At 55.7% G+C, this 20,370-nt stretch carries 19 protein-coding genes; 7 read left to right on the forward strand and 12 right to left on the reverse strand.

All coding sequences use genetic code 11. From position 1 onward, the window contains the following. The first annotated feature begins 1 nt into the window (after position 1). Entirely contained in the window at positions 2 to 718 is a 717-nt protein-coding gene (locus tag W02_RS07025) for a hypothetical protein (RefSeq protein ID WP_173046130.1), read from the forward strand. 20 nt (positions 719 to 738) lie between these two features. Beyond that, complete coding sequence (locus tag W02_RS07030; RefSeq protein ID WP_173046132.1) at positions 739 to 1,077, forward strand: DUF3147 domain-containing protein; 339 nt, start codon at positions 739 to 741, stop codon at positions 1,075 to 1,077. Positions 1,078 to 1,418: 341 nt separating this feature from the next. On the opposite strand, the gene W02_RS07035 is transcribed toward W02_RS07030, so the two are convergent. Then, positions 1,419 to 1,994, reverse strand: a complete 576-nt coding sequence (locus W02_RS07035; RefSeq protein WP_173046134.1) for a hypothetical protein — start codon at positions 1,992 to 1,994, stop codon at positions 1,419 to 1,421. 201 nt (positions 1,995 to 2,195) lie between these two features. Here W02_RS07035 and uvrA point away from each other — a divergent pair, with 201 nt between their 5' ends. Next, the gene (gene uvrA / locus W02_RS07040) at positions 2,196 to 4,994 is read left to right on the forward strand and encodes an excinuclease ABC subunit UvrA (protein ID WP_173046136.1); all 2,799 of its coding nucleotides are present in this window, start codon (positions 2,196 to 2,198) and stop codon (positions 4,992 to 4,994) included. On the opposite strand, the gene W02_RS07045 is transcribed toward uvrA, so the two are convergent. The 7 genes from W02_RS07045 to W02_RS07075 all read right to left on the reverse strand — a co-directional run bounded on the left by W02_RS07045 (position 4,991) and on the right by W02_RS07075 (position 11,683). Continuing rightward, positions 4,991 to 6,370 (reverse strand): DUF3422 family protein, encoded by a 1,380-nt coding sequence (locus tag W02_RS07045; protein ID WP_173046138.1) that lies wholly within the window; start codon positions 6,368 to 6,370, stop codon positions 4,991 to 4,993. The two genes, uvrA and W02_RS07045, sit on opposite strands and share 4 nt — an antisense overlap. 28 nt (positions 6,371 to 6,398) lie before the next feature. Continuing rightward, complete coding sequence (locus W02_RS07050; RefSeq protein ID WP_173046141.1) at positions 6,399 to 7,652, reverse strand: CsgG/HfaB family protein; 1,254 nt, start codon at positions 7,650 to 7,652, stop codon at positions 6,399 to 6,401. Positions 7,653 to 7,711: 59 nt separating this feature from the next. Then, the gene (locus tag W02_RS07055; protein WP_173046143.1) at positions 7,712 to 8,272 is read right to left on the reverse strand and encodes a YqgE/AlgH family protein; all 561 of its coding nucleotides are present in this window, start codon (positions 8,270 to 8,272) and stop codon (positions 7,712 to 7,714) included. A 71-nt stretch (positions 8,273 to 8,343) separates the two neighbouring features. Then, complete coding sequence (locus tag W02_RS07060) at positions 8,344 to 9,126, reverse strand: nitrilase-related carbon-nitrogen hydrolase (RefSeq protein WP_232068719.1); 783 nt, start codon at positions 9,124 to 9,126, stop codon at positions 8,344 to 8,346. Between the two features lie 107 nt (positions 9,127 to 9,233). Continuing rightward, positions 9,234 to 9,563: a small metal-binding protein SmbP gene (gene smbP, locus W02_RS07065; RefSeq protein WP_173046147.1), complete on the reverse strand. Its 330-nt coding sequence runs from the start codon at positions 9,561 to 9,563 to the stop codon at positions 9,234 to 9,236. 99 nt (positions 9,564 to 9,662) lie between these two features. Further along, positions 9,663 to 10,541 (reverse strand): sulfurtransferase, encoded by an 879-nt coding sequence (locus W02_RS07070; protein WP_173046149.1) that lies wholly within the window; start codon positions 10,539 to 10,541, stop codon positions 9,663 to 9,665. A gap of 197 nt (positions 10,542 to 10,738) precedes the next feature. Beyond that, the gene (locus W02_RS07075; RefSeq protein WP_173046151.1) at positions 10,739 to 11,683 is read right to left on the reverse strand and encodes a histone deacetylase; all 945 of its coding nucleotides are present in this window, start codon (positions 11,681 to 11,683) and stop codon (positions 10,739 to 10,741) included. 124 nt (positions 11,684 to 11,807) lie between these two features. On the opposite strand from W02_RS07075, the gene W02_RS07080 reads away from it, so the two are divergent. Beyond that, on the forward strand, positions 11,808 to 12,125 hold the full coding sequence (locus W02_RS07080) for a tetratricopeptide repeat protein (RefSeq protein WP_173046153.1): 318 nt from the start codon (positions 11,808 to 11,810) through the stop codon (positions 12,123 to 12,125). Between the two features lie 144 nt (positions 12,126 to 12,269). Here the strand turns inward: W02_RS07080 and W02_RS07085 are convergent, their stop codons facing one another. Then, positions 12,270 to 12,599: a hypothetical protein gene (locus W02_RS07085; RefSeq protein WP_173046155.1), complete on the reverse strand. Its 330-nt coding sequence runs from the start codon at positions 12,597 to 12,599 to the stop codon at positions 12,270 to 12,272. A gap of 164 nt (positions 12,600 to 12,763) precedes the next feature. Between W02_RS07085 and W02_RS07090 the strand changes: the two genes are divergently transcribed. Both W02_RS07090 and W02_RS22050 read left to right on the forward strand, forming a co-directional pair. Beyond that, complete coding sequence (locus tag W02_RS07090) at positions 12,764 to 14,563, forward strand: M3 family oligoendopeptidase (protein WP_173046157.1); 1,800 nt, start codon at positions 12,764 to 12,766, stop codon at positions 14,561 to 14,563. A 122-nt stretch (positions 14,564 to 14,685) separates the two neighbouring features. Continuing rightward, the gene (locus tag W02_RS22050; protein ID WP_173046165.1) at positions 14,686 to 14,892 is read left to right on the forward strand and encodes a bacterioferritin-associated ferredoxin; all 207 of its coding nucleotides are present in this window, start codon (positions 14,686 to 14,688) and stop codon (positions 14,890 to 14,892) included. A gap of 99 nt (positions 14,893 to 14,991) precedes the next feature. On the opposite strand, the gene W02_RS07100 is transcribed toward W02_RS22050, so the two are convergent. Beyond that, positions 14,992 to 15,603, reverse strand: coding sequence for a flavodoxin family protein (locus tag W02_RS07100; RefSeq protein WP_173046167.1), 612 nt, complete (start codon positions 15,601 to 15,603; stop codon positions 14,992 to 14,994). Positions 15,604 to 15,938: 335 nt separating this feature from the next. Here W02_RS07100 and W02_RS07105 point away from each other — a divergent pair, with 335 nt between their 5' ends. After that, positions 15,939 to 16,400: a DUF192 domain-containing protein gene (locus W02_RS07105; RefSeq protein WP_173046169.1), complete on the forward strand. Its 462-nt coding sequence runs from the start codon at positions 15,939 to 15,941 to the stop codon at positions 16,398 to 16,400. Positions 16,401 to 16,412: 12 nt separating this feature from the next. Here W02_RS07105 and W02_RS07110 read toward each other — a convergent pair whose 3' ends face one another. Next, complete coding sequence (locus W02_RS07110) at positions 16,413 to 18,593, reverse strand: bifunctional (p)ppGpp synthetase/guanosine-3',5'-bis(diphosphate) 3'-pyrophosphohydrolase (RefSeq protein WP_173046172.1); 2,181 nt, start codon at positions 18,591 to 18,593, stop codon at positions 16,413 to 16,415. Beyond that, positions 18,583 to 20,298, reverse strand: coding sequence for a single-stranded-DNA-specific exonuclease RecJ (gene recJ, locus W02_RS07115; protein ID WP_232068671.1), 1,716 nt, complete (start codon positions 20,296 to 20,298; stop codon positions 18,583 to 18,585). Before recJ ends, W02_RS07110 begins: the two co-directional genes overlap by 11 nt. Positions 20,299 to 20,370 lie beyond the last annotated feature (72 nt).

The following is a 20,370-nucleotide window of genomic DNA, read 5'->3' on the forward strand; positions in this document are numbered from 1 at the left end:
CATGCCAACGTCCGGGCCGGTCTCCCAGACCATGCCGGCACAGACTCCGGAGCGCGGGGCTGCGCTCGCGCTCCTTCCCATCACCGTCACCGTTGCCTATTACGTTCTGCCGGCCGGTCTGCGTGAGAACACGCTGATTCAATTTTCGCCTCAAGCCGTCGCGTATCTGGCATGCGCTATCTGGTCTGCCTATAACCCCGGCTTGATCTCCCGGTTCGGCCTGGAACGACGAAAATTTTCACGAGGCTTGGTGGTTGGCGCGACCGTTGGAGGGCTATTGGGCGGGCTCAATGCATTCATCATGCTCGATCTGTACCCCCGGGCAGGGTTCGACATCACATTCCTGACCACCACGCCCCACGGACGGCTTCCGATGCTCCTCATGGTCCCATGGTTCATCACGGGGATCGCGCTGTTCGTGGAACTGAACTTTCGAGGTTTTCTTCTCGGCCGGCTGCTTGCTCTGGCAGCGACTGTCGCCAGACCCGATCGTCGGCTAGTTGCCTCATCCCTGGCTCTGGGAATCAGCGCCCTGGTTTTTTCGTTCGATCCGTTCATGGTGCACACGTTTCGACATCTTCATTGGATCGCGATATGGGATGGTCTGGTCTGGGGCATCATGTGGTTACGCATGCATAATCTGTATGCGACAATTGCCGCCCATGCGGTCGAGGTGCTCATTCTGTACAATGCGGCGCGCTGGACTCTTTCTCTCTGATCGGACAAGGAGCGTGAATCATGGATGCCTTCGGCAAGTACGTCCTCTATTTTCTCTTGGGCGGTACGATCGTCAGTGTTTCAACCTATTTGGGATCCAGAGGGCATTCGTTCCTGGCGGCGCTCGCCAGCACGTTCCCAGCCATTACCGGAGCCACGTTCATCCTGATCTACTTGAACGGTGGCGTCGATGAACTGGTCGGATATGCCAAGACTCTGTTGTGGTTTGTGCCTCCTTGGATTGCCTATGTCACGGCAATGGTCGTGGGTGTGCCACGGCTGGGCTTCTGGGCGGCCACAGGCTTGGCGCTGGCGTTATACATAGGCTGTGTCGGCATCGTGAAGCTCGTCTTACGCTGAACGCTACACAATATTCATGTTCTACGATTGAGCGCGGCAGTTGAATGAAAACGGATCGAACAAGCGCCTCCTCACGATCTTCCTGGAACTATGCATGGTAATTGTGGCAGGAACGATGCGGGGTGGTGTCTCAGGCGACTACCAGTGCTATCCGCTTCAGCCAATGCATCGCCTCATCCGGGACCGAAACTCGGCATTCGACACGACAACGTACAGACCGCGCGGCCAGGATAGAGGGCGAAACAGGTCCGACACAAGGACTTCTCGCACATTGCCATCTAGTAGATGAACAGAATTGCGACGGAAAGTCGACTGCTTCGGGACGGATCGTTCATGTCCACTCATGCGCCGAAATGCAGGCGGCTCATTTCACTCATCGCCGAGATGAGGCTTCCGATAGCCCGCGTGACCATCATGCTCGCCTCATGAGATGGACCTCTTCCGCCGGCCCAGATATCGGGTGGATGTTCGAGGAGACGAACATTCTGGCAAAACTGCATCAGGGAGCGCTTCCAGTAGATACCGTCATTCTCATCGCTCAAGAAGTGCCGGCGGTCGTCGCCGAATGGCTCGTCGAATTGTTTTGCCCGCACCAGCCACATCTGCTCCATCGCGTCCTGACGGTCTCGACTCAACATCAAGCCGGAAGCCTTTTCATTCAAAACCGCAAATAATCCACCAATGACTTCCTCTACGCGGCATTCCGGAAACGTTCCAACACACGTTTGTACGACCAAGTATTTATGAAACAGGAACGCTTCGGCGCTGATACGACTTTCGTCTGCCGAAGGATCATACGCGCGAGCAAGTTCTTTCAGTGCATGTCCGGAGGGGCCCTCCAGACTCGAAGCCAGCAAACCGGCGAGTTGACGGCCAATACCCAGATAGTCAGGCTGGCTGAACGGTTGTGTCATCACAGATACGTCCCTCTCTCTTCGCTTCGCGGAAGCTCCCCTTTATTGCCAACGGTCCATCCTCCCATTGACCGGGGGATTTCCCAAGCCAAAGCTTAGTTTTACCTGTCAACGATGCGGCCGGCTGCAGTTTGCACGCAAGCCTGTGCCTTGTTAGGATGTCGGGTCCGCTCCAAACAGAAAAAACTACAGTCGCCGCACTCTATGACCTCCACTCCACGTTCGGACGACCTCATAGTCGAAGGGGCGCGTCAGAATAATCTCAAGAACATTTCACTCCGTATTCCTCACAACAAAGTCACGGCGATCACCGGCCTGTCCGGCTCAGGTAAATCTTCGCTGGCCTTCGATACGCTCTATGCGGAAGGACAATGGCGGTACGTGGAATCTCTTTCCTCCTACGCCCGCATGTTTCTCGACAAAGTGGCACGGCCGGATGTGGATCGCATCCTCAATGTGAGGCCGGCCATTGCCATCGAGCAGAAAAATCAAGTGAGAACCTCCCGATCGACGGTGGGAACCTCGACTGAAATCTCCGACTTGCTCCGCCTGCTCTTCGCGAAGATCGGCACACCGCGTTGTGCGGATTGCAATCAAGACGCGCGGGCCTTTCACCCCGATGCCGTGGCTGAAGATTTGTTGAAGCGCTTCCCCGACGAGCGGGCTATGGTCCTGTTTCCGGTCGATGGCCCCCCTCCCGGTCAGGAGCGGGCGTTCATTCAATCATTGCTCGTTCGCGGCTACGCAAGAATCAAGACCGGTGAGGACGTCCTCGACCTGCATGAAGTGGTGGCGGCCTCGGATCTCCGATTGCCACCGCCTCTGTACGTGCTTCTGGATCGGCTCAGCATCCGCCCGCGAGACCGCGGCCGTCTGGTCGAAGCGGTCGAGGCAGGCTTTCGTGAATCAGACGGGCGCTGCTCGATTGACGTCGTCGGTCACGGCTTGCACTCGTACAGTGCGGATTTTTCCTGTCAGGGTTGCGGTCGCCGGTTTGAACCGCTTCGTCCGATCCTGTTCTCGTTCAACCACCCCCTGGGAGCCTGCGCTGAATGCACGGGCTTTGGGAATGTGCTTCGCTACGATCCTGATCTGGTGATACCGGATCGTGCCAAGTCGCTGGCACAGGGGGCTATCGAGCCGTTCAGTAAGCCAGGAACCGACTGGTGGCAAAAACAACTGCTGCTCGGATTGAAACGCAAGGGCGTTGATCTCACTGTTCCGTTCAAAGACTTGCCGAAGACCATCCAGACTCTGGTGTGGACGGGTGATGCATCCTTCGAAGGGGTGAACGATTTCTTCGACTATATGGAGGGCAAACGGTACAAGCTGCACGTCCGAGTTCTGCTGAGCCGGTACCGGACCCCGTTTCGTTGTCCCGGCTGCCAAGGAAGCCGTCTCAAGCCCCACGCCCGTTCCGTAAAGATCCAGTCTCACGACATTCATGACGTCAGTGAGCTCACCATCGACGCCCTCGGGACATGGATCGAACAGCTCACGTTGCGTACGTTCGAGCGGGAAGTGGCTGCCGACATCGTCAGGCAGCTGAAATCCAAGATCGGCTTTCTCCAGCGGGTCGGATTGGGCTATCTCACCTTGTCGCGGCAAACGAAAACGTTGTCCGGAGGTGAGGCGCAGCGGGTCTCTCTGGCCAACCAGCTCGGAGCGCGCCTCGTCGGCACTCTCTATGTGCTCGATGAACCCACCATCGGACTTCATCCGCGGGACACCGATCTGCTCGCCGAGATCCTCAAAGATCTGGCGGAGGTGGGCAATACGGTGGTCGTGGTCGAACACGATCGACGAATGATTGAATCGGCCGACCACATCGTCGAACTGGGTCCCCGCTCGGGAGAGCAAGGCGGCAACATCGTCTGCGCGGCACCGGCAAAAACATTCGTGAAGGACTCACAGGCACTCACCGCGCGATATTTGAGGGATGAAGAGATCATCCCCCCGCCGGACTCCCGTCGGCCGGGCAATGGCCGAACCCTCGTGATCGCCGGCGCCCAGGAACACAATCTCAAAAATCTCGTGCTCCGGATTCCGCTCGCCATGCTGATTTGTGTCACCGGCGTGTCGGGGTCCGGGAAAAGCACCCTGGTGGAAGATACGCTCTATCGGGCACTGGCGCGCGCCTTCCGTGTCGAATCCTTGCCGATGGGGAAATTCACCGCCATCAAGGGCCTGGAACATGTGGACGGAGTGCGACTCATCGACCAGCAGCCGATCGGACGAACTCCACGATCCAATCCGGTCACCTATTTAAAATGTTTCGATGACATTCGCCATCTGTTCGCATCGGAACGCGAGTCGCGTCGCCGTGGATTCCAACCCGGGCATTTTTCGTTCAACGCCCCGGGAGGACGGTGTGAGCGATGTGAGGGCAGCGGCGTCGAAAAACTGGAGATGTACTTTTTTGAAGACATCTATGCTCCCTGTGAGATCTGCGAAGGAAGACGTTTCAAACCGGATGTCTTGGACATTCGCCACCGCGGTAAGACGATCGCCGATGTCCTGAAGATGACCGTCGATGAGGCAAGGATATTTTTCGCAAGCCTGACGAAGCTGCGGGGACGCCTCGAATTGCTCTCCTCGATCGGGCTAGGCTACCTTCGGCTTGGACAGCCGGCCACGACGCTCTCCGGAGGCGAGGCGCAACGACTGAAGATCGCCGCGGAACTGAAAGATCCTTCCGACAGACATCTGCTGTACATCATGGACGAACCGACGACCGGTCTCCACTTCGACGATGTCAAAAAGCTTCTCATCGTGCTGCACAAACTGGTCGACAGGGGCAATACCCTCGTCGTGGTCGAACATAACCTCGACGTCATCAAGTCTGCCGATTGGATCGTCGATTTGGGCCCGGAAGGAGGAGCGGCAGGAGGACATATCGTGGCAGAGGGAAGACCCGAGCAGATCGCCGCCAACCCTGTGTCGCATACTGGACGCTTTCTGGCACGCTCATTCGCCGACGTGTTGGAAGAAAACAGGGCCTAAGGGCGATGCTCGTGATCCTGGGCCTGTTCCTTGGCTAGCTTCTTGTGCAAGTATCGCTTGCTCACGTTCGTGATGACGAACGCCAAGCCGATCGAGATGGGGACGAAAATCGCCGAAGCAATGTTCGGATTCTTCAGCCAGCCGATTTCATACAATCCCTTAAACACATACCCCGCCAGACCTGCCAGGTAATACGCAATGACGATGATCGACAGCCCTTCCACCGTGTGCTGGAGGATGACCTGACTCTTGGTGGTTTTGTCCACGCTTTGAAGAAGCGACAGGTTCTGCCCTTCCAGAATCAGATCCACCCGCGCTCGAATGATCGAAATGATGCCTTCAAATCCACCGCGCAACGTCTCAATGCGCCGTAATAACTGCTGATATCCTTCGGCGGCACCAGTGATTCCTCCAAGGATAAAATCGGATACCGGGCGATACGAATCAAGAGGACGTTCCGCGAGCGAGGCCAGTGTCGTGTGCACGATCTTGTCGTACGGCAGGGAAGCCGATAATTCGAAGTGTAATCGTCCCGCGATCCGATTGGTTTTCAGGAGATCCTGGGTCAGACTGTTGAGCCAACGCTGCAGCGTCGTCGAATCGGCGTGGGCAATGTGTCCCGTGATGATCTCTCGCTGTTTGAGGTGGACCTGCTCGAACTTATACACCTGATCGATTGCGGCAGAGAACAGAGGTTTCTGCATCAGCAGCAGATGGTAATAGGTTTCGATCCTCACAATCGCATCCACGATGTCCTTCAACCGCGAGACGGAAGACGTGTTGCCGAGACTGATCCAATAGCGCTCACGATCATCCTGATCCGGTGTAAAACTGGTCACGAGACTGGTCTGCTCGTCAAAGACCTTGCTTCCGTACAGCACCGGTCCGGGAAGCAGCGTGCGCAATTCCCCGTTTGACGGAAGCGGGTCGTGTGACAGCAGAATGTCCAGCGCACAGACCGCCGTGCCAAGCGGAGTCGCCGGGAACGTGAAATCCGGGAACTGCAATGGTCCGAACGAGACATGGCCTATCGACGGCGGAGGCAGGTGCCAGAGCTGATAGTTATAATACTCGGTGTGAGCCTGCCACACGACGATCACCCGATCGCCTTGCCCACCCTCCCGGACCCCATATCCGAACGTGTCGCGAAGGACCCGATGCTCTGCTGGAAAGAAAAAAGAAGAGAGCAAGGACTGAAATTCGTCCCGGCTCGCTTTGCGTTGAGCTGGAGGATCCGACATGCGAAAGGCCTTATAGTGGACATGAGCCGGGGCACGAAGCCAGTCGGCCAACGGAGCCTGCGGACGATCGTGAAGATGTTTCAGAAACGTCGGCCGCCCGGTCTCTGCCTGCGACGCGGATTCCATCGGGTCCATTCGAAGTCTCCGTTCTATAGTCATTCGTTTACAAGCCAGGCCGTCGCTCGGCCGTCACTGCAACGTTCAACGGCTTCCCCGCGCGACGCACGTTCAAATACAGCACTTGTCCCGCCTCGACCTGACACAGACGCTTGGCGTCATGTTCCACGCCCACATCGGCCAAGGGCTTTTCATTACACGCGACAACATGGTCGCCCACCTTCAGTCCCGCCTTCTCCGCCGGAAGTCCGCTCCGCAACTCCCTAACCTGATAAAAGTACGAACCGCTTTCCTCCATGAGCTCCCAATTGACGCCGATACGCCCCGATCCCAACAGGCCGGTTTGGGAGCCGAACCGGGTAAGGATGCGATGCACAATGAGACGCGCTGAGGCTTCTGGATCATCGCTGGTCAAATCGGTCAGATGCCCTTCTCCGTTGAACAGGAGGAGCCCCGTTTCGACGTCGATCATCCGCAACGATAAGGAGACGTTGTTCGTTCGGCCCTGCTCTTGACGTTCCCATTGCTGGACGCCTCCCACAATGATGGCTTGAGCGCCCACCAATCGTCCGACACGCAGCACATTGGCGTCGTCGGCGTGAGTCAATTGAATGACTTGCTCGTTCAACACCTCATCCAGCTTTGCCCGCTCTACCATATTGATGTCGAGATCGAGCAGAAGCGTCGTAATGATTCCGGCCACGCGAGCCCCAGACCCTGGGGCATCCGGGGCATCCTCCAACATCATGACGGCCATCGTACGGTAGCGATCGATCATGTCACGGTTGATGGGCCCCAGCCCGGTCACAGTCGGCTCGGGTCGTCCGGATGCGCCTTCGAGGCGCCGCGATTGAATTCCGGTCGTCTCACAGGCCTTCCGGCGTTGCAGAATCGCCGCAGGAGTACCCCATGCGCAGAGTTCGTCATTGATCAGCACCACGTGGTGCGGGTACTCCCGCTGCCGTTCCAAGGCGAGATTCGTAAACGGATACACGATACACCCTCCGATCCAGATGGAAACCGGGCAGAGCCCCAACTCATACAACCACTGCCGGCGGGCCGTCAGGGAATATTCCCATACAAGAACCCGGCCGTCATCGCGGAGGACCCGATCGGGATTTCCAATCTCATCCAACACTTGGGCTTTGGTCATCGGAACGGCAAGCGCATCGAGCTTGGATTCGGATTTGACGATCGTATATCCCACCCCACACGCGGGGAGGATGCAGAGAACTGTCAATGCTACGAGCACTGGTGCGAATGTACGGGTCGGGATCGGGAAGGCCAATGACCGCGACATCGCGAGGAGGGTATCACCTCAAACGGACGGGCCGCAACGGAGGGAGCACGAATTCTCGGTCAATTACAGGACGGATCGAATGGCATGTCGGCATAGAGGCGGTAATCTTCACCCAGGGTACTCACAATTTCCGACCATATGCGGACGGGATCGCGCTCGAAGACGATGGTGGGATCGGCAGGAATCGTCAACCACGAGCCGGTCTTCATTTCCAATTCAAGCTGGCCGGGGCCCCAGCCGGAATATCCGACATAGGCACGGAACGCATCCGTACCCTGCTTTTCCGTGAGGATCCTATCGACAAGTTCCATGTCTCCTCCGAGACATACCCCATCAAACACATGGTGCGAATTCTCGGGCAGTTGATCGAGGCGGTAGAGGAGCATGACCTGATTGGGTTGAACCGGCCCTCCTGAAAACAATACATGGCGCTGTCCTTCGAGAATCGGCACGTGCGGCAATGCCTCAGAGACGGACATGGCGGTCGGCCGATTGACGACGACGCCCAACGCGCCTTCTGCCCCATGTTCACAGAGCAGAACGACAGTTTGCCTGAAATTCGGATCACGCAGGTTCGGAGCTGCGATCAGGAAGATACCTTTTCCGAGTGGAACTTTCATAACCATGGATATCCTAACGCGAGGTTCTTCTACGCGCAAGAGATCTGGAGAAGCGGCGTGGAATTCTGCGGTTATTTATAAAGGGATTCTCGCCGGTCTTGAAGGAGATCGTTGTAGGGAGTGACGGCCTTATTCCGTGCATCGGCTGGATTGATGTCCACGACGCACAGATGCTCCTGATCGCCGGGCGCCCGATGAAGAATGTCTCCCATCGGACTCACGATTTCGCTGTTGCCGATGTAGGTCAGCGGAGGTTTTCCTCCCCTGGTCTCACGACCCACGCGATTGCACGTGATCGCAAAAACCCGGTTTTCAAGACAGCGAACAGGCATCGAATCCGGACAATTCGGCAATACGAGGTTGGACGGATGACAGATAATATCCGCCCCTTTGAGAGCCAGCGTGCGGGCCGATTCGGGATAGTACCAATCGAAGCAGATCATGATGCCGACGGTGACGCCGCCGAGGTTCCACACTTGAAACCCCGTATCCCCGGGAGCAAAAAACAACGTTTCTTCAAAAAATAAATGGGTCTTCCGGTAACAACCGAGAAATCCCCGGGGACCGACCAGTACGGCAGAGTTGTAGCAGACGGACCCGCACCGTTCGGGCAGACCAGCCACGATGAACAGATCCTTTCGTTTCGCCAACTCGAGCAGGCGCCGTGTCGTCGGACCATCCGGAACCGGCTCTGCGAGGTCGTATGCTTCTTCGCGTGAGAGGAACTGATAACCGGACGCGCATAACTCGGGAAGCACGAGAAGATCCGCCTCGATGGGTTCAAGGCTCGCCTTGATGCGATCCAGGTTTCCTGAAACATTACCGAACTGGGGGTTCGTCTGGTAGTAACCCACTCGCAACGTTTGCCCATTGCCTCCATACGAGAACGGGCAGGGGGATCTCCCCTGCCCGTTCAGAACAATCGGCCAGAAGCCCTAGCCCCCGGCTCTTCGTCGGGTCGTTACTTGACTTCGGAGAGATGCGTCACCGCACCCTCGGCATGCTTGGTTGCCACATCGGCATGCCCCGCTTTGCCGTGTTCGATCGCCTCCTTGAGATGCTTGACTCCTTCGTCCAGGTGCGGATTTTTCACCCCGGCGGCCTCCGCATGTTTCAAAGATCCTTCGGCATGCTTGACCAGCGCATCTGCGTGACCCTGCTTGCCATGCTCCACCGCTTCCTTAGCGTGCTCAACCGCCTCGGCCACATGCTTGTTGTCCGCATAGGCCGCAAACGGCATTCCGAGCAGGGCGACAGTTGCTGCCATCAATACTGCACGTTGGATCTTCATGGAACCTCCTGTAGGTGATTGAGTTTCATTCGATCAGTGCAGGACACGCGTGCGTGTTCCCCCGTACCTGCTTCACCTTACACAGCCGTTTTGGGGGTGTCAAGAAGGCCGGGACGGAGTTTCATATCCCAGCACTTTTTGAAGTCCTTGGATATCCTTTTCCACAGGACACCCGAAATCTCTGCTCCATTCCCACCATGACCCTGGATAATTGCGCACCTTGTGGAATCCCGCCATCTTGAGTACGACATACAACCACGAGGAACGTACACCTCCGGTACAATAACAAATCACGTCCTGCTCCGATCGTAACCCCTTCTCTTCCAGAATGGATTGAATCGCCGGAAGTTCTTTGACTGTGGCATTCGAATTGAGAAACCCATTCCAGCCAAGATGGATCGCCGTGGGAATATGACCGGCTCGAGGAATACCCGATATCTCTTTGCCCAAATATTCTTCGAGGCTTCTGGCATCGAGGAGCACTGTCTGAGATCCGGGATCTTTTACGACTTTCCTGAGTTCGTCCTTGGCAATCGCAATTCCAAAATTAACCTTGGCAGTGAATGTTCCGGGATTGGGTTTCACCTGCCCGTGCTCGAACGGGCGACGCTCGTCCACCCACTTGACCCATCCGCCGTCGAGAATCTTCAGATCGGTATGACCCAAATATTCCAGCATCCAGAACATTCGGCCTTCATCCCCCCAGTTGTCGAACGGATTGGAATAGATCACCACCGAGCTGTCATTGTTCAGTCCTAATGCCCTCAACTTCTCCTGCAGCCGTCCAACATCCGGGTCGAGCAGTCCCTTGGCTACGGCGTTGGGATCGCTGTAATCGTGCCAGGTCGTGTGGACGGCACCGGGAATGTGGCCTCCGAATTCATAGGCGGATCTGCCTCGGACGTCGATCACGACGAGGCCTGGTTTTCCCAGAGATGCCTGCAAGGTTGCGGTGTCGATCAGGAACGGATGCTTCATGATATGTACCTTTATCAATGTGTGGTTGATCGAGGCCCTGCTCTATCGGGACAGTTTTACGACCGGCTGTCCCAACCCGATGTGACCGTCGATACGGTGTTTCTTCAGGGGAACCAGTTCGCGGTCCCTCGGACAATAATACAATTCCCCAACAGGTATCTGCCAGAGAGACCGCACGCATGCCAAACCCCAATCAGTCACGCGTCAAGAAGGGCGGTCAGATGCGCGTCCACCGATGCACCCAGCGCGCGTAGATTATATCCACCTTCCAATGACGAAAGAATGCGAGCGCCGCAGTGCCGTTTGGCGATGCTGACCACAATCTGCGTCAATGCGGCATAACCGGATTCGGTCAAAGCCATGGAGGCCAGCGGATCCTCATGATGGGCGTCGAACCCCGCTGAAATGATGACAAACTCCGGTTTGAATTCATCGGCGACGGGGACCAAGACAGTTTCAAAAATCATACGATACTCATCATCGCCTCCGCCCGACTCCATCGGCACATTCAGCGTGTATCCCTGTCCTGAGCCGGTGCCTTTCTCGGTCGTTCGCCCTGACCCGGGATAATGAGGAAATTGATGCGTGCTGAAAAAGAATATTGATGGATCATCCTCGAAGCTGTGTTGTGTCCCGTTCCCATGATGAACATCCCAATCGACGATGAGCACACGTTTGAGGCAATATTTCTTTTGGAGGTAGCGTGCGGCAATGGCGACATTGTTGAAGAAGCAGAAGCCCATGGCGCGACCGGCTTCCGCATGGTGGCCCGGAGGGCGCACCGCACAAAAGACGTGATCCAATTGCCCATTCATAATGGCATCAGCCCCTGCCAATACCCCACCCGCAGCCCAGTATGCCGCCTTCAACGATCCCGGGGACATGGATGTGTCAGGATCCAGTGAAATTCGACCGACAGTCGGCGCATGTCGCGCGAGCGCGGCAACATAGTCCGGACTATGAACGTGCGTGATCCATTCATCTTCAGCCTCACGAGCCTCGATCCGCACAAGACGAGACGCAGTTCCCGTCTGTTCCAACTGACGCAGAATCGCCCGTAGCCGTTCAGGAGATTCGGGATGACCCGATCCCATGTCGTGTTCTAGATAGGCAGGATGATAGACTAACCCCGTACGCCCCACACGTCTCTCCGATGAGCATCGCTGCTGCCAGCGCAGCGTATCATGTACGAAACGACATAGACAATTGCCGGACACGCATGTTACGGTCTCGTGCAAATCGCATGTATGGCTGCGGAGGATTCTGATGCCAAATGTCCGTATTGAACCACTAAAGAAGGTCCTCGCGTTGGATCCTAAGGATGACGTCGCGTGGTTCGGTTTGGGGAAAGCCTACATGGAAGACGGAGATTTTGTAGAGGCGGTGAACGCGTTACGAGAGTGTATTGCCGTCAAACCCACCTATTCTGCCGCATACTATGCTCTCGCACAGTCGCTGCACAGGCTCGGGCAGTTCGAAGAATGCGGGAAAGTCACGGCGACCGGTATTGACGTGTCTAAGACAAACGGTGATGCCATGGTCACAAAAAACCTTGAACACCTGAAAAGCACGCTTCCGTCCTAGCCTCCTGATCGACTTGCCATCTAGAGAATACTCTGCAGCACGGCTTGGCGACGTTTCGAGAGAGGAAAGACCGGATCGGGATTGCTGACGAGAAGCCGGTAACGGTTCTACGTCCCACAATGTCCAGGTTCAGTCTCTGTCCACCTAGACCGGTTCCGCCCCTTCGTCCTCTCCGGAGTCGGTTCCGCCGCTGCTACGAGGAGGCGCATGCACTTCCTGATAGACTTCGTCCAGCCAACGGCCCGCGAACCCGAGCACTTCTCTCACGAGCGGTTCGGGTTGTCCCGTCCGCCTGATCGTCCATTGGGACACATACTCCAACAATGCATCCCGTTCAAACTGACGGCTTGATTGAAGGGCAAGCTCCGTGAGTTCCTGTAGTCCCGTCTTCACGATGGATTCTACCGTCTCACGCCCGTAGGAGGTACTGGCGGTGACATATTGCACCGCTCGGCTCAATTCTTGATCATTCATTCTATGCTCCGTTCACCGCATCTCGTTGGGGATTGTCACATCCGCAATGAAGCCTGTCAACGCACGGATTTCTGGAAAGGTCCGAACATTGTATCTCTCACCTTCATGCATGATGATGATATGATCCCGGCGCTGACGATCTTCTCACCGTGAAGGAGATACTTATGGCAGGCACGCATCATGTCAAACGTCGCACAACTCGCTCAGCCGTTCCGGATCGTTGGAATCTGGCCCATCTCGTCGCCAATCCGGTTCAACAACTCGAACAACATCTTGCTGATCTGGAGGGACACATCCAGCAAATTGAAGGAACGAGGCGAACGCTTTCTCCTACGATGTCCAAAGATGCATTTCTCTCTCTTATCAAGCTGAACGAATCCGTGACGCTGGCGTCGTCGCGATTGAGCGCCTATGCATACCTCCGGTTTTCGGAAAATACCATGGACTCCGCCGCCCGCTCATTCAAGTCGCGTGTCGAAGAGCGCCTGACTGCCTTGCACAACCGTCTCATATTTTTCGAACTTTGGTGGCAAGGAGTTGATGAGCATAATGCGAACCGATTGATGACCGGAACCGGGAGCTTTCGCTACTACCTGGAAACAATTCGGCGATACAAGCCTCATACGTTGTCAGAGTCGGAGGAACAGATCATCAACGTCAAGAACATCACCGGCAGAAGCGCAGTCCACACGTTGTATGACGTGGTGACGAATGGGTTCTCCTTCACGCTGAGGGCGGCAGGCAAGAAAAAGACCGTCAACCGCGAAACGTTGATGACATACGTGCGCGGCTCCGTCGCTTCGGTCCGGCAGACTGCGTATCAAGAATTGTATCGGGTGTTCACCGCGAATCGCGATTTGCTTGGAGAAATCTACAAGACCCTTGTGACCGATTGGAAGTCAGAACATATCGGCCTTCGGCATTATGCGTCTGCGATTGCCGCTCGAAACCTGGGGAACGACATTCCCGATTCAGCCGTGGACGTCCTGCTGTCAGTCTGCGCGAACAATGCCGAGATCTTTCAACGATACTTCAAGCTCAAGGCTCGGATCTGCGGCATCAAACCGATGAACCGGTATCACTTGTACGCCCCGCATAGATCCGAGACCAAAAGCTTCGCCTATACGGATGCGGTGGAAATGGTCCTGGCCGCCTATCGTGATTTCTCTCCGCAACTGGGAGACCTCGCTGAACGAGTATTTGCGGAACGCCACATCGACGCTCCCACGAGGCCCGGCAAGATCGGCGGCGCCTATTGCTACAGCGTCGTTCCAGGCCTCACTCCCTACGTCCTGCTGAACTTCACGGGCGATGCTCGTGATATAGCGACTATGGCCCACGAATTGGGTCATGCCGTCCACGGGATGCTCGCGGCACACCATTCTGCGTTTACGTTTCATTCGACGCTGCCGCTGGCAGAAACCGCCTCGGTGTTTGGAGAACGCATTCTTTCGGACAGGCTGATGCAGCAAGAGTCCAACAACAAAGTTCGGCAGGCATTACTCGTGAACCAACTCGACGATATGTATGCCACCATTATGCGGCAGGCATACTTCGTTCGCTTCGAGCAGCACGCCCACCGCATGATTGCGGACGGCGCAACGGGCGATGAACTCGCGGCATCCTATTTACAGGAATTGCGGCAGCAATTCGGAAAAGCTGTCCCCGTTCCAGACGAATTTAGATGGGAATGGCTCACCATCCCACACCTGTTCGCAAGCCCCTTCTACTGCTACGCCTATAGCTTCGGCAATCTTCTCGTGCTGGCGCTGTACCGAAAATATCAGCAAGAAGGGCCGTCTTTCGTCCCCCAATATCTCGAACTCCTCGCCGCCGGTGGCTCGGAGTCACCCCAAAACATTCTACAAAAGGTCGGCGTCGACATGGCTTCGGCGGAATTTTGGCAGTCGGGATTCGATACCATTCACGAAATGGTCTCGCAGCTTGAGAAAACGATGTCGTAACTCTCAATAATTGCCTCTCCATAGCCGGCAGAAGCAGCATATTTTTGATACTTGACAGAATGCCGGACAGGTGGCATAGTGAGAATGCTTCTCATAATCGGCCATAACGAAGAGGCTATGCAATGTACCTCTGTCTCTGCAAAGGAATTACAGATTCGGATGTCCGGGAAGCGGGACGGGCTGGATTGGTGATGCCCTGTCAGCTTAAGGCGAAGTTCGGATTAAAAGATTCCGGTTGCTGCGGCCGCTGTTCAAAGAATATACGTCAGTTCGTGGAACTCGCGGCCAGCGAACACAGTTTGCCCGCCTCAGACGCCGTCCGCTCGTAGTTTTCAAAAATCTCTCATAGCAACACCCCAACGACCTCTGAAGAATCCTGTGGCACTCTAGCTAATGTGTGGAGTCAATCTGTAAAGTGGTTAAACCCACTATTTGGAAGGAACGCATTTTACCGTTGCGGTTACCTCCGCCACCCGTCTTCCAAGTGCTCTTGCCTCAGCTAATTCTTTGGCATCAATACCGGGACTGTCGCCTTCCGTGACAGCCGATGCACCAAATGCTCCGCCTCCGCTGACCACGATCATTTGATTGCCTAGCATCGCGGCAAGGATGGTCAACATCGTAATTTCCTTCCCGCCGGCCGACTGCCCTCCAGTGGCAAACGCAGCACCGACTTTGTCTTTCATCTTGAAATCAGGGAACACACCGAATTTGAACTGCCAATTGTCAAAGAACGCTTTGACCTCTCCTGACATATTCGACCAGTATACCGGTGAACCGACAACCAGTGCGTCGGACGAAAACAAATCATCCGCCGTTACTTGGCCGACCCGCTTGAGAACGGCACGTGCTGTGGGCAGGCTTCGCACACCCTCTGCTACGGCTTCTGCCATGCGTTCCGTATGTCCAGAAAGGGAATGATACGCGATCAGAACCGTGAGATACGGGCTCCCTGCCTCGTCGGCTGACGATGAGAACGGGAAGAACATGCATGAGAAGGTAACCAGGACCGTGACCAGGATCAGATTCGGATGACGCATGGGTGCGACGTTCGGCAAGGGAACTCTACAGCGGGAGAGCAGTCAGTGGCGAATCGTTTCCTCGTCCATATGTTCTTCCACAGACACCTCAGTCAACGTACCCCGATAATCGCAGCGGTGACAGCGGATACGCCATTCTTCTATCCATTTTTCTTGGACATAGGACTGACGACACTTCGGACATACGAATACGCCCTTCTTATACAGGACTCGGCGCTTTTCCTTCATGACAGTGATACTCCTTCTACATCGAGAATGGCACAGGCGATGAGGGGATTTCAAGGCACAGATGGCCGTGTATTGACTGGTTTCCATGCACTCGATAGGATGCCCGCGTGAATATCAGTTCATCCTCGAACCTCTTCTGGTCGCTGTTTCTCATCGCGATATGGTTGCCCGACATGGCGCCGGCCGGGGACACTCTCGTTCAGATTCAGTTACCTGGGGGCAGCGTGATTGAGGCAGAAATCGCAGATACTCCCAAAAAGCGGGCGGAGGGCCTCATGTATCGGGAACGTCTAGCCAAAGATAGGGGCATGCTATTCACATTCGGCCAAGCACAGCCGTGGACCTTCTGGATGAAGAACACGAAAATTCCACTCGACATCATTTGGATGAATGATCAGAAGCAGATCATCCACATTGCGCACAACGTGCCTGTCTGCACGAGGACAGATGATAGCTGCCCCCAGTATCAGCCCAATGATCCGGCCCTGTATGTTTTGGAACTCGGCGGAGGCGAGGCTGACCGTCTCAAACTCGAACGGGGATCGAGACTAAAGTTTCGAGTTCCGTAGACCCCGAGGTGTTCAGGATTTCTCTTGCCAGGCTCTTACCCGTCTGGCGGTAATGACCCCGTCCACTCGTTCAATCGCTTTCATGACCTGATCCAAATGCTGCGTTCCTGAAATTTCCACGATGAAATCGAGAACGGCCTTCCGGTCTTCACGGGTTGCGATTTCTGCCCGGCTGATGTTGGCATGACACTCCGCAATGGCCGAAGACACGTTGGCCAGCACCCCCGTCTTGTCGACTGCCATGACCGACACTTTCACCGCATGCGTGCTGGGCGTTGAGGAATCCCACTCCACCTCAACCAATCGCTCACGATCGTAGTCAAGCGCTTCGAGGTTGGGGCATTCAACCGAGTGAATCGTGAGTCCTCTGCCGCGCGTGATATATCCCAGGATACGGTCCCCTGGAACGGGATTGCAGCACCGAGACAATTGCATGAGCAAATCACGGGCGCCTTTGACCTTGACGCCCTTCTCGTCCGTCCTGGACGATCCAGATTTAGCAGCAACAGGTTTTTCTTGAACTGGCGATTCCGTCACTACCGGTGGGGAGACAAGTTTGCCGATGACTTGCGAGGTGGGCACATGGCCGAACCCGACTGCCGCAGCCAGATCGTCCGTGGTGTCGAACCCTGACCGCTGAGCCACATCGAGTAGATCTGCAGACTTCAGCATCTGCGCGGGTGCCATTCCATGCTTCCGGAATTCAGATTCTAGGAGACGGCGGCCGATTTCGATGCTTCGCTTCTGCTCCTCGTCCTTGATCCAATGTTTGATCTTCGTTTTCGCCCGGGAGGTTCGAACGAACTTTAACCAGTCCTTGTGGGGCGTTTGGGTCGTCGAGGTAAGAATTTCGACAGTGTCTCCGCTCGACAATTGATGCTTCAATGGGACGATCTTGCCGTTGACCTTGGCTCCGACACAATGGTCCCCAACCTCGGTATGAATGGCGAATGCAAAATCGACCGGCGTCGATCCCTTGGGTAACTCCTTGACGATCCCTTTCGGAGTGAAGACATATACGACGTCGTGAAACAGATCCAACCGCACAGAGTCCATGAACTGGCGATTGTCGGTGAGGTCCTGCTGCCATTCGACGAATTGATGCAGCCATCCAAACGCCTTGCTGTCACGGTCGGCCACCCGTCCCTGCTCTTTGTATTTCCAATGGGCCGCAATGCCGTATTCGGCAACCCGGTGCATCTCATCGGTGCGGATCTGGAATTCGACGTGCTCCCCCTTGGGTCCCACCACCGTTGTATGGAGCGACTGATACAGATTGGATTTGGGAATGGCGATGTAGTCCTTAAACCGTCCCGGCACCGGTCGCCACATTGAGTGAATGATGCCAACCATGGCATAGCAGTTCATTTTCGTGTCGGTCACGATCCTGAGTGCTGTGAGATCGTACACCTCCTCAAAGGAGATGGACTGCTTGTTCATCTTTTGATAAATCCCATACAGGTGTTTGGGCCTCCCATAGACCTGCCCGGTCAGACCGCTCTCCCGGAGGGCTTGATTGACGAGCTGAATGACCTCCTGAATGTATTGCTGCCGGTCCTCATCACGCTTTGCCACCCGCACACGAATCATCTCGTAGACGTCCGGCTTGAGATGCTTCAGGCAAAGATCCTCGAGTTCGTTCTTGATCCATCCTATTCCCAGTCGATTGGCAAGCGGCGCATAAATCTCCAAGGTCTCTTGGGCGATCGCCTGCCGTTTGGGCGCGCTCAAATGCTCAAGTGTCCGCATGTTATGAAGTCGATCAGCGAGCTTGATGAGGACAACGCGAATGTCGTCCGCCATCGATAACACCATCTTCCTGAAATTTTCCGCCTGCTTTTCTTCATAGCTTCTAAACGTAATCTTCCCGATTTTGGTGACCCCGTCGACGAGGTGGACCACATCTTTTCCGAATTCTTTTTCCAACTCCTCTGGAGTGGCGACCGTGTCCTCCAATGTGTCGTGGAGGAGACCGGCCACAATGGCCGTGACATCAGTTTTGAGAGAGGTCAAGACGCCGGCCACCGCAATCGGGTGCTGAAGGTACGGTTCCCCGGATCGACGCACTTGTCCCTCGTGCGCCTTTGCGGAAAATTCATAGGCCTTCCGAACTGCGCCAAGATCCGCGTCTGATTGATAACTTTTGACTCGATCCAATAATTGATCGAGGCCGGTTACCGTTTCATGCATCATAGTGTGACTCGTCCGCACTGGGCCGTAGGTCTCGAAGACGCAGCTGAATTCTATCGTATCCGTTCCAATGGTTCAGTTCAGGGATAAACGCCAAGTCGACCGGGACACGGGATGCGATCCCCCGATCCATCAGCGACTTCATGCCGAACCCAATGGTATCGAACGGAACGGAGCCCTGTTGCCTTACAGTCAGTTTCAAATGCTTGTCCCCGACCGTTCGAGCGTCCATGACCTCCAGTCTTTTCACTGCAAAAGTCGGCTCCGGATTACCTGCACCGAACGGGTGCAACGCGCCGATCTCTTTAATCAATTTAGTCGTCACATCGGATAACCGTAGCTCCGCATCGATGTGCAGGGTCGGCACCGATCTGCCGTTGATTGCCCATGTTCGCGCCACATCTTCGAATCGCGCACGAAACTGGTCGAGCCGAAACTCCTGAATGGTGACACCCGCTGCACTTGGGTGCCCGCCGAATGCGTCCAGAAGGTCTCTGCATGCCGCGAGCCCTTGGTAGAGATCAAAATTTCCTGTCGTGCGGGCGGATCCCTTGCCAACTCCTGTTTCATCAATGGCAATGGCAATCGCCGGACAATGGAATCGATCAACCAAGCGGGCGGCGATGATACCCACCACCCCGACGTGCCAACGTCTGGATGCCAGAACCAGGGCGGAAGGGGCCTCCTGTTGCGTCGCCAGTTCGACCGCTTCTGCCATCATGCCCGCCTCGATTTTCTGCCGCTCCCGGTTCAATCGTTCCAGCCGCTCCGCAAGTTCCTGCGCCTCCGCTGCCGACTCCGTCGTCAACAGCTGTATCCCCAACATCGCATGATCCAAGCGGCCTGCGGCGTTCAATCGAGGAGCAAGCTTGAATGCGATCGTCTCGGCTGTGCAGTCGCGCACCACCCCTGCCACCTGCTTGAGTGCGCGAATGCCGCATCGGGCCCCTCGCGAGAGTTGCGCCAGCCCATCGCGGACATACCCGCGATTTTCGTCATGCAGCGGCACGACATCCGCAATCGTTGCCAGCGCGACCAGATCCAACAGGGACTCAAGGGGAATTCCCGCTTCCCCGTACCGCATGACATAGGCTTGCGCAACTTTATAGGCCAATCCCGCAGAGCAGAGACCTTTGAACGGGTACTGCGCATCGGACCGATGCGGATTCATGATCGCTACTGCGGAGGGCATCATGTCTTCCGTCTGATGATGATCGGTCACGATCACGTCCATTCCAAGACTGGCCGCTCGCGCGATTTCACGATGCGAAGTCGTTCCGCAATCGGATGTCACAAGAAGCGTAACGCCCCCGGCATGCAATTGTTCGATGGCATGCACATTGAGCCCATAGCCTTCCCGCTGCCGATGCGGGACATACGCCCGCACCTGCGCGCCAAGCGAGCGAAAGAATGAGAGGTAGAGGCTCGTAGCGGACATACCGTCGACATCGTAATCTCCATAGAAACAAATGGATTCGTACGACCGCACCGCTTGATGGAGCCTTTCAATGGCCCTTCCCATGTCGGGGATCAGAAATGGATCGTGCGACAGGCAGTGCGACATCCACGAAGAGGCCTGGGCCAACGTGGTGACTCCACGCGCCACTAATAACGATGCCGTGACGGTCGAAATCGACAGTCCTTGAGCAAGGTTGGCGCGATGGGTGAGATCAATATCACGGAAGACCCAGAGCCTAGATTTCATCATACCCCGGAATCGAGTCTGAGCCTATGTGTGATGTAACTGACTGAGATTAAAGGGATAGTATAAGGGATACAT

The organism is Nitrospira sp. KM1 (genome assembly GCF_011405515.1).
Classification (GTDB): Bacteria; Nitrospirota; Nitrospiria; order Nitrospirales; family Nitrospiraceae; genus Nitrospira_C.

Bases quoted from the DNA above. Each gene is read 5' to 3' on its own strand.
- W02_RS07025 (WP_173046130.1), top strand. From the start codon at position 2: ATGCCAACGTCCGGGCCGGTCTCCCAGACCATGCCGGCACAGACTCCG.
- W02_RS07030 (WP_173046132.1), top strand. From the start codon at position 739: ATGGATGCCTTCGGCAAGTACGTCCTCTATTTTCTCTTGGGCGGTACG.
- uvrA (WP_173046136.1), top strand. From the start codon at position 2,196: ATGACCTCCACTCCACGTTCGGACGACCTCATAGTCGAAGGGGCGCGT.
- W02_RS07045 (WP_173046138.1), bottom strand. From the start codon at position 6,370: ATGGACCCGATGGAATCCGCGTCGCAGGCAGAGACCGGGCGGCCGACG.
- W02_RS07050 (WP_173046141.1), bottom strand. From the start codon at position 7,652: ATGTCGCGGTCATTGGCCTTCCCGATCCCGACCCGTACATTCGCACCA.
- W02_RS07055 (WP_173046143.1), bottom strand. From the start codon at position 8,272: ATGAAAGTTCCACTCGGAAAAGGTATCTTCCTGATCGCAGCTCCGAAC.
- smbP (WP_173046147.1), bottom strand. From the start codon at position 9,563: ATGAAGATCCAACGTGCAGTATTGATGGCAGCAACTGTCGCCCTGCTC.
- W02_RS07070 (WP_173046149.1), bottom strand. From the start codon at position 10,541: ATGAAGCATCCGTTCCTGATCGACACCGCAACCTTGCAGGCATCTCTG.
- W02_RS07080 (WP_173046153.1), top strand. From the start codon at position 11,808: ATGCCAAATGTCCGTATTGAACCACTAAAGAAGGTCCTCGCGTTGGAT.
- W02_RS07085 (WP_173046155.1), bottom strand. From the start codon at position 12,599: ATGAATGATCAAGAATTGAGCCGAGCGGTGCAATATGTCACCGCCAGT.
- W02_RS07090 (WP_173046157.1), top strand. From the start codon at position 12,764: ATGGCAGGCACGCATCATGTCAAACGTCGCACAACTCGCTCAGCCGTT.
- W02_RS22050 (WP_173046165.1), top strand. From the start codon at position 14,686: ATGTACCTCTGTCTCTGCAAAGGAATTACAGATTCGGATGTCCGGGAA.
- W02_RS07100 (WP_173046167.1), bottom strand. From the start codon at position 15,603: ATGCGTCATCCGAATCTGATCCTGGTCACGGTCCTGGTTACCTTCTCA.
- W02_RS07110 (WP_173046172.1), bottom strand. From the start codon at position 18,593: ATGATGCATGAAACGGTAACCGGCCTCGATCAATTATTGGATCGAGTC.
- recJ (WP_232068671.1), bottom strand. From the start codon at position 20,298: ATGATGAAATCTAGGCTCTGGGTCTTCCGTGATATTGATCTCACCCAT.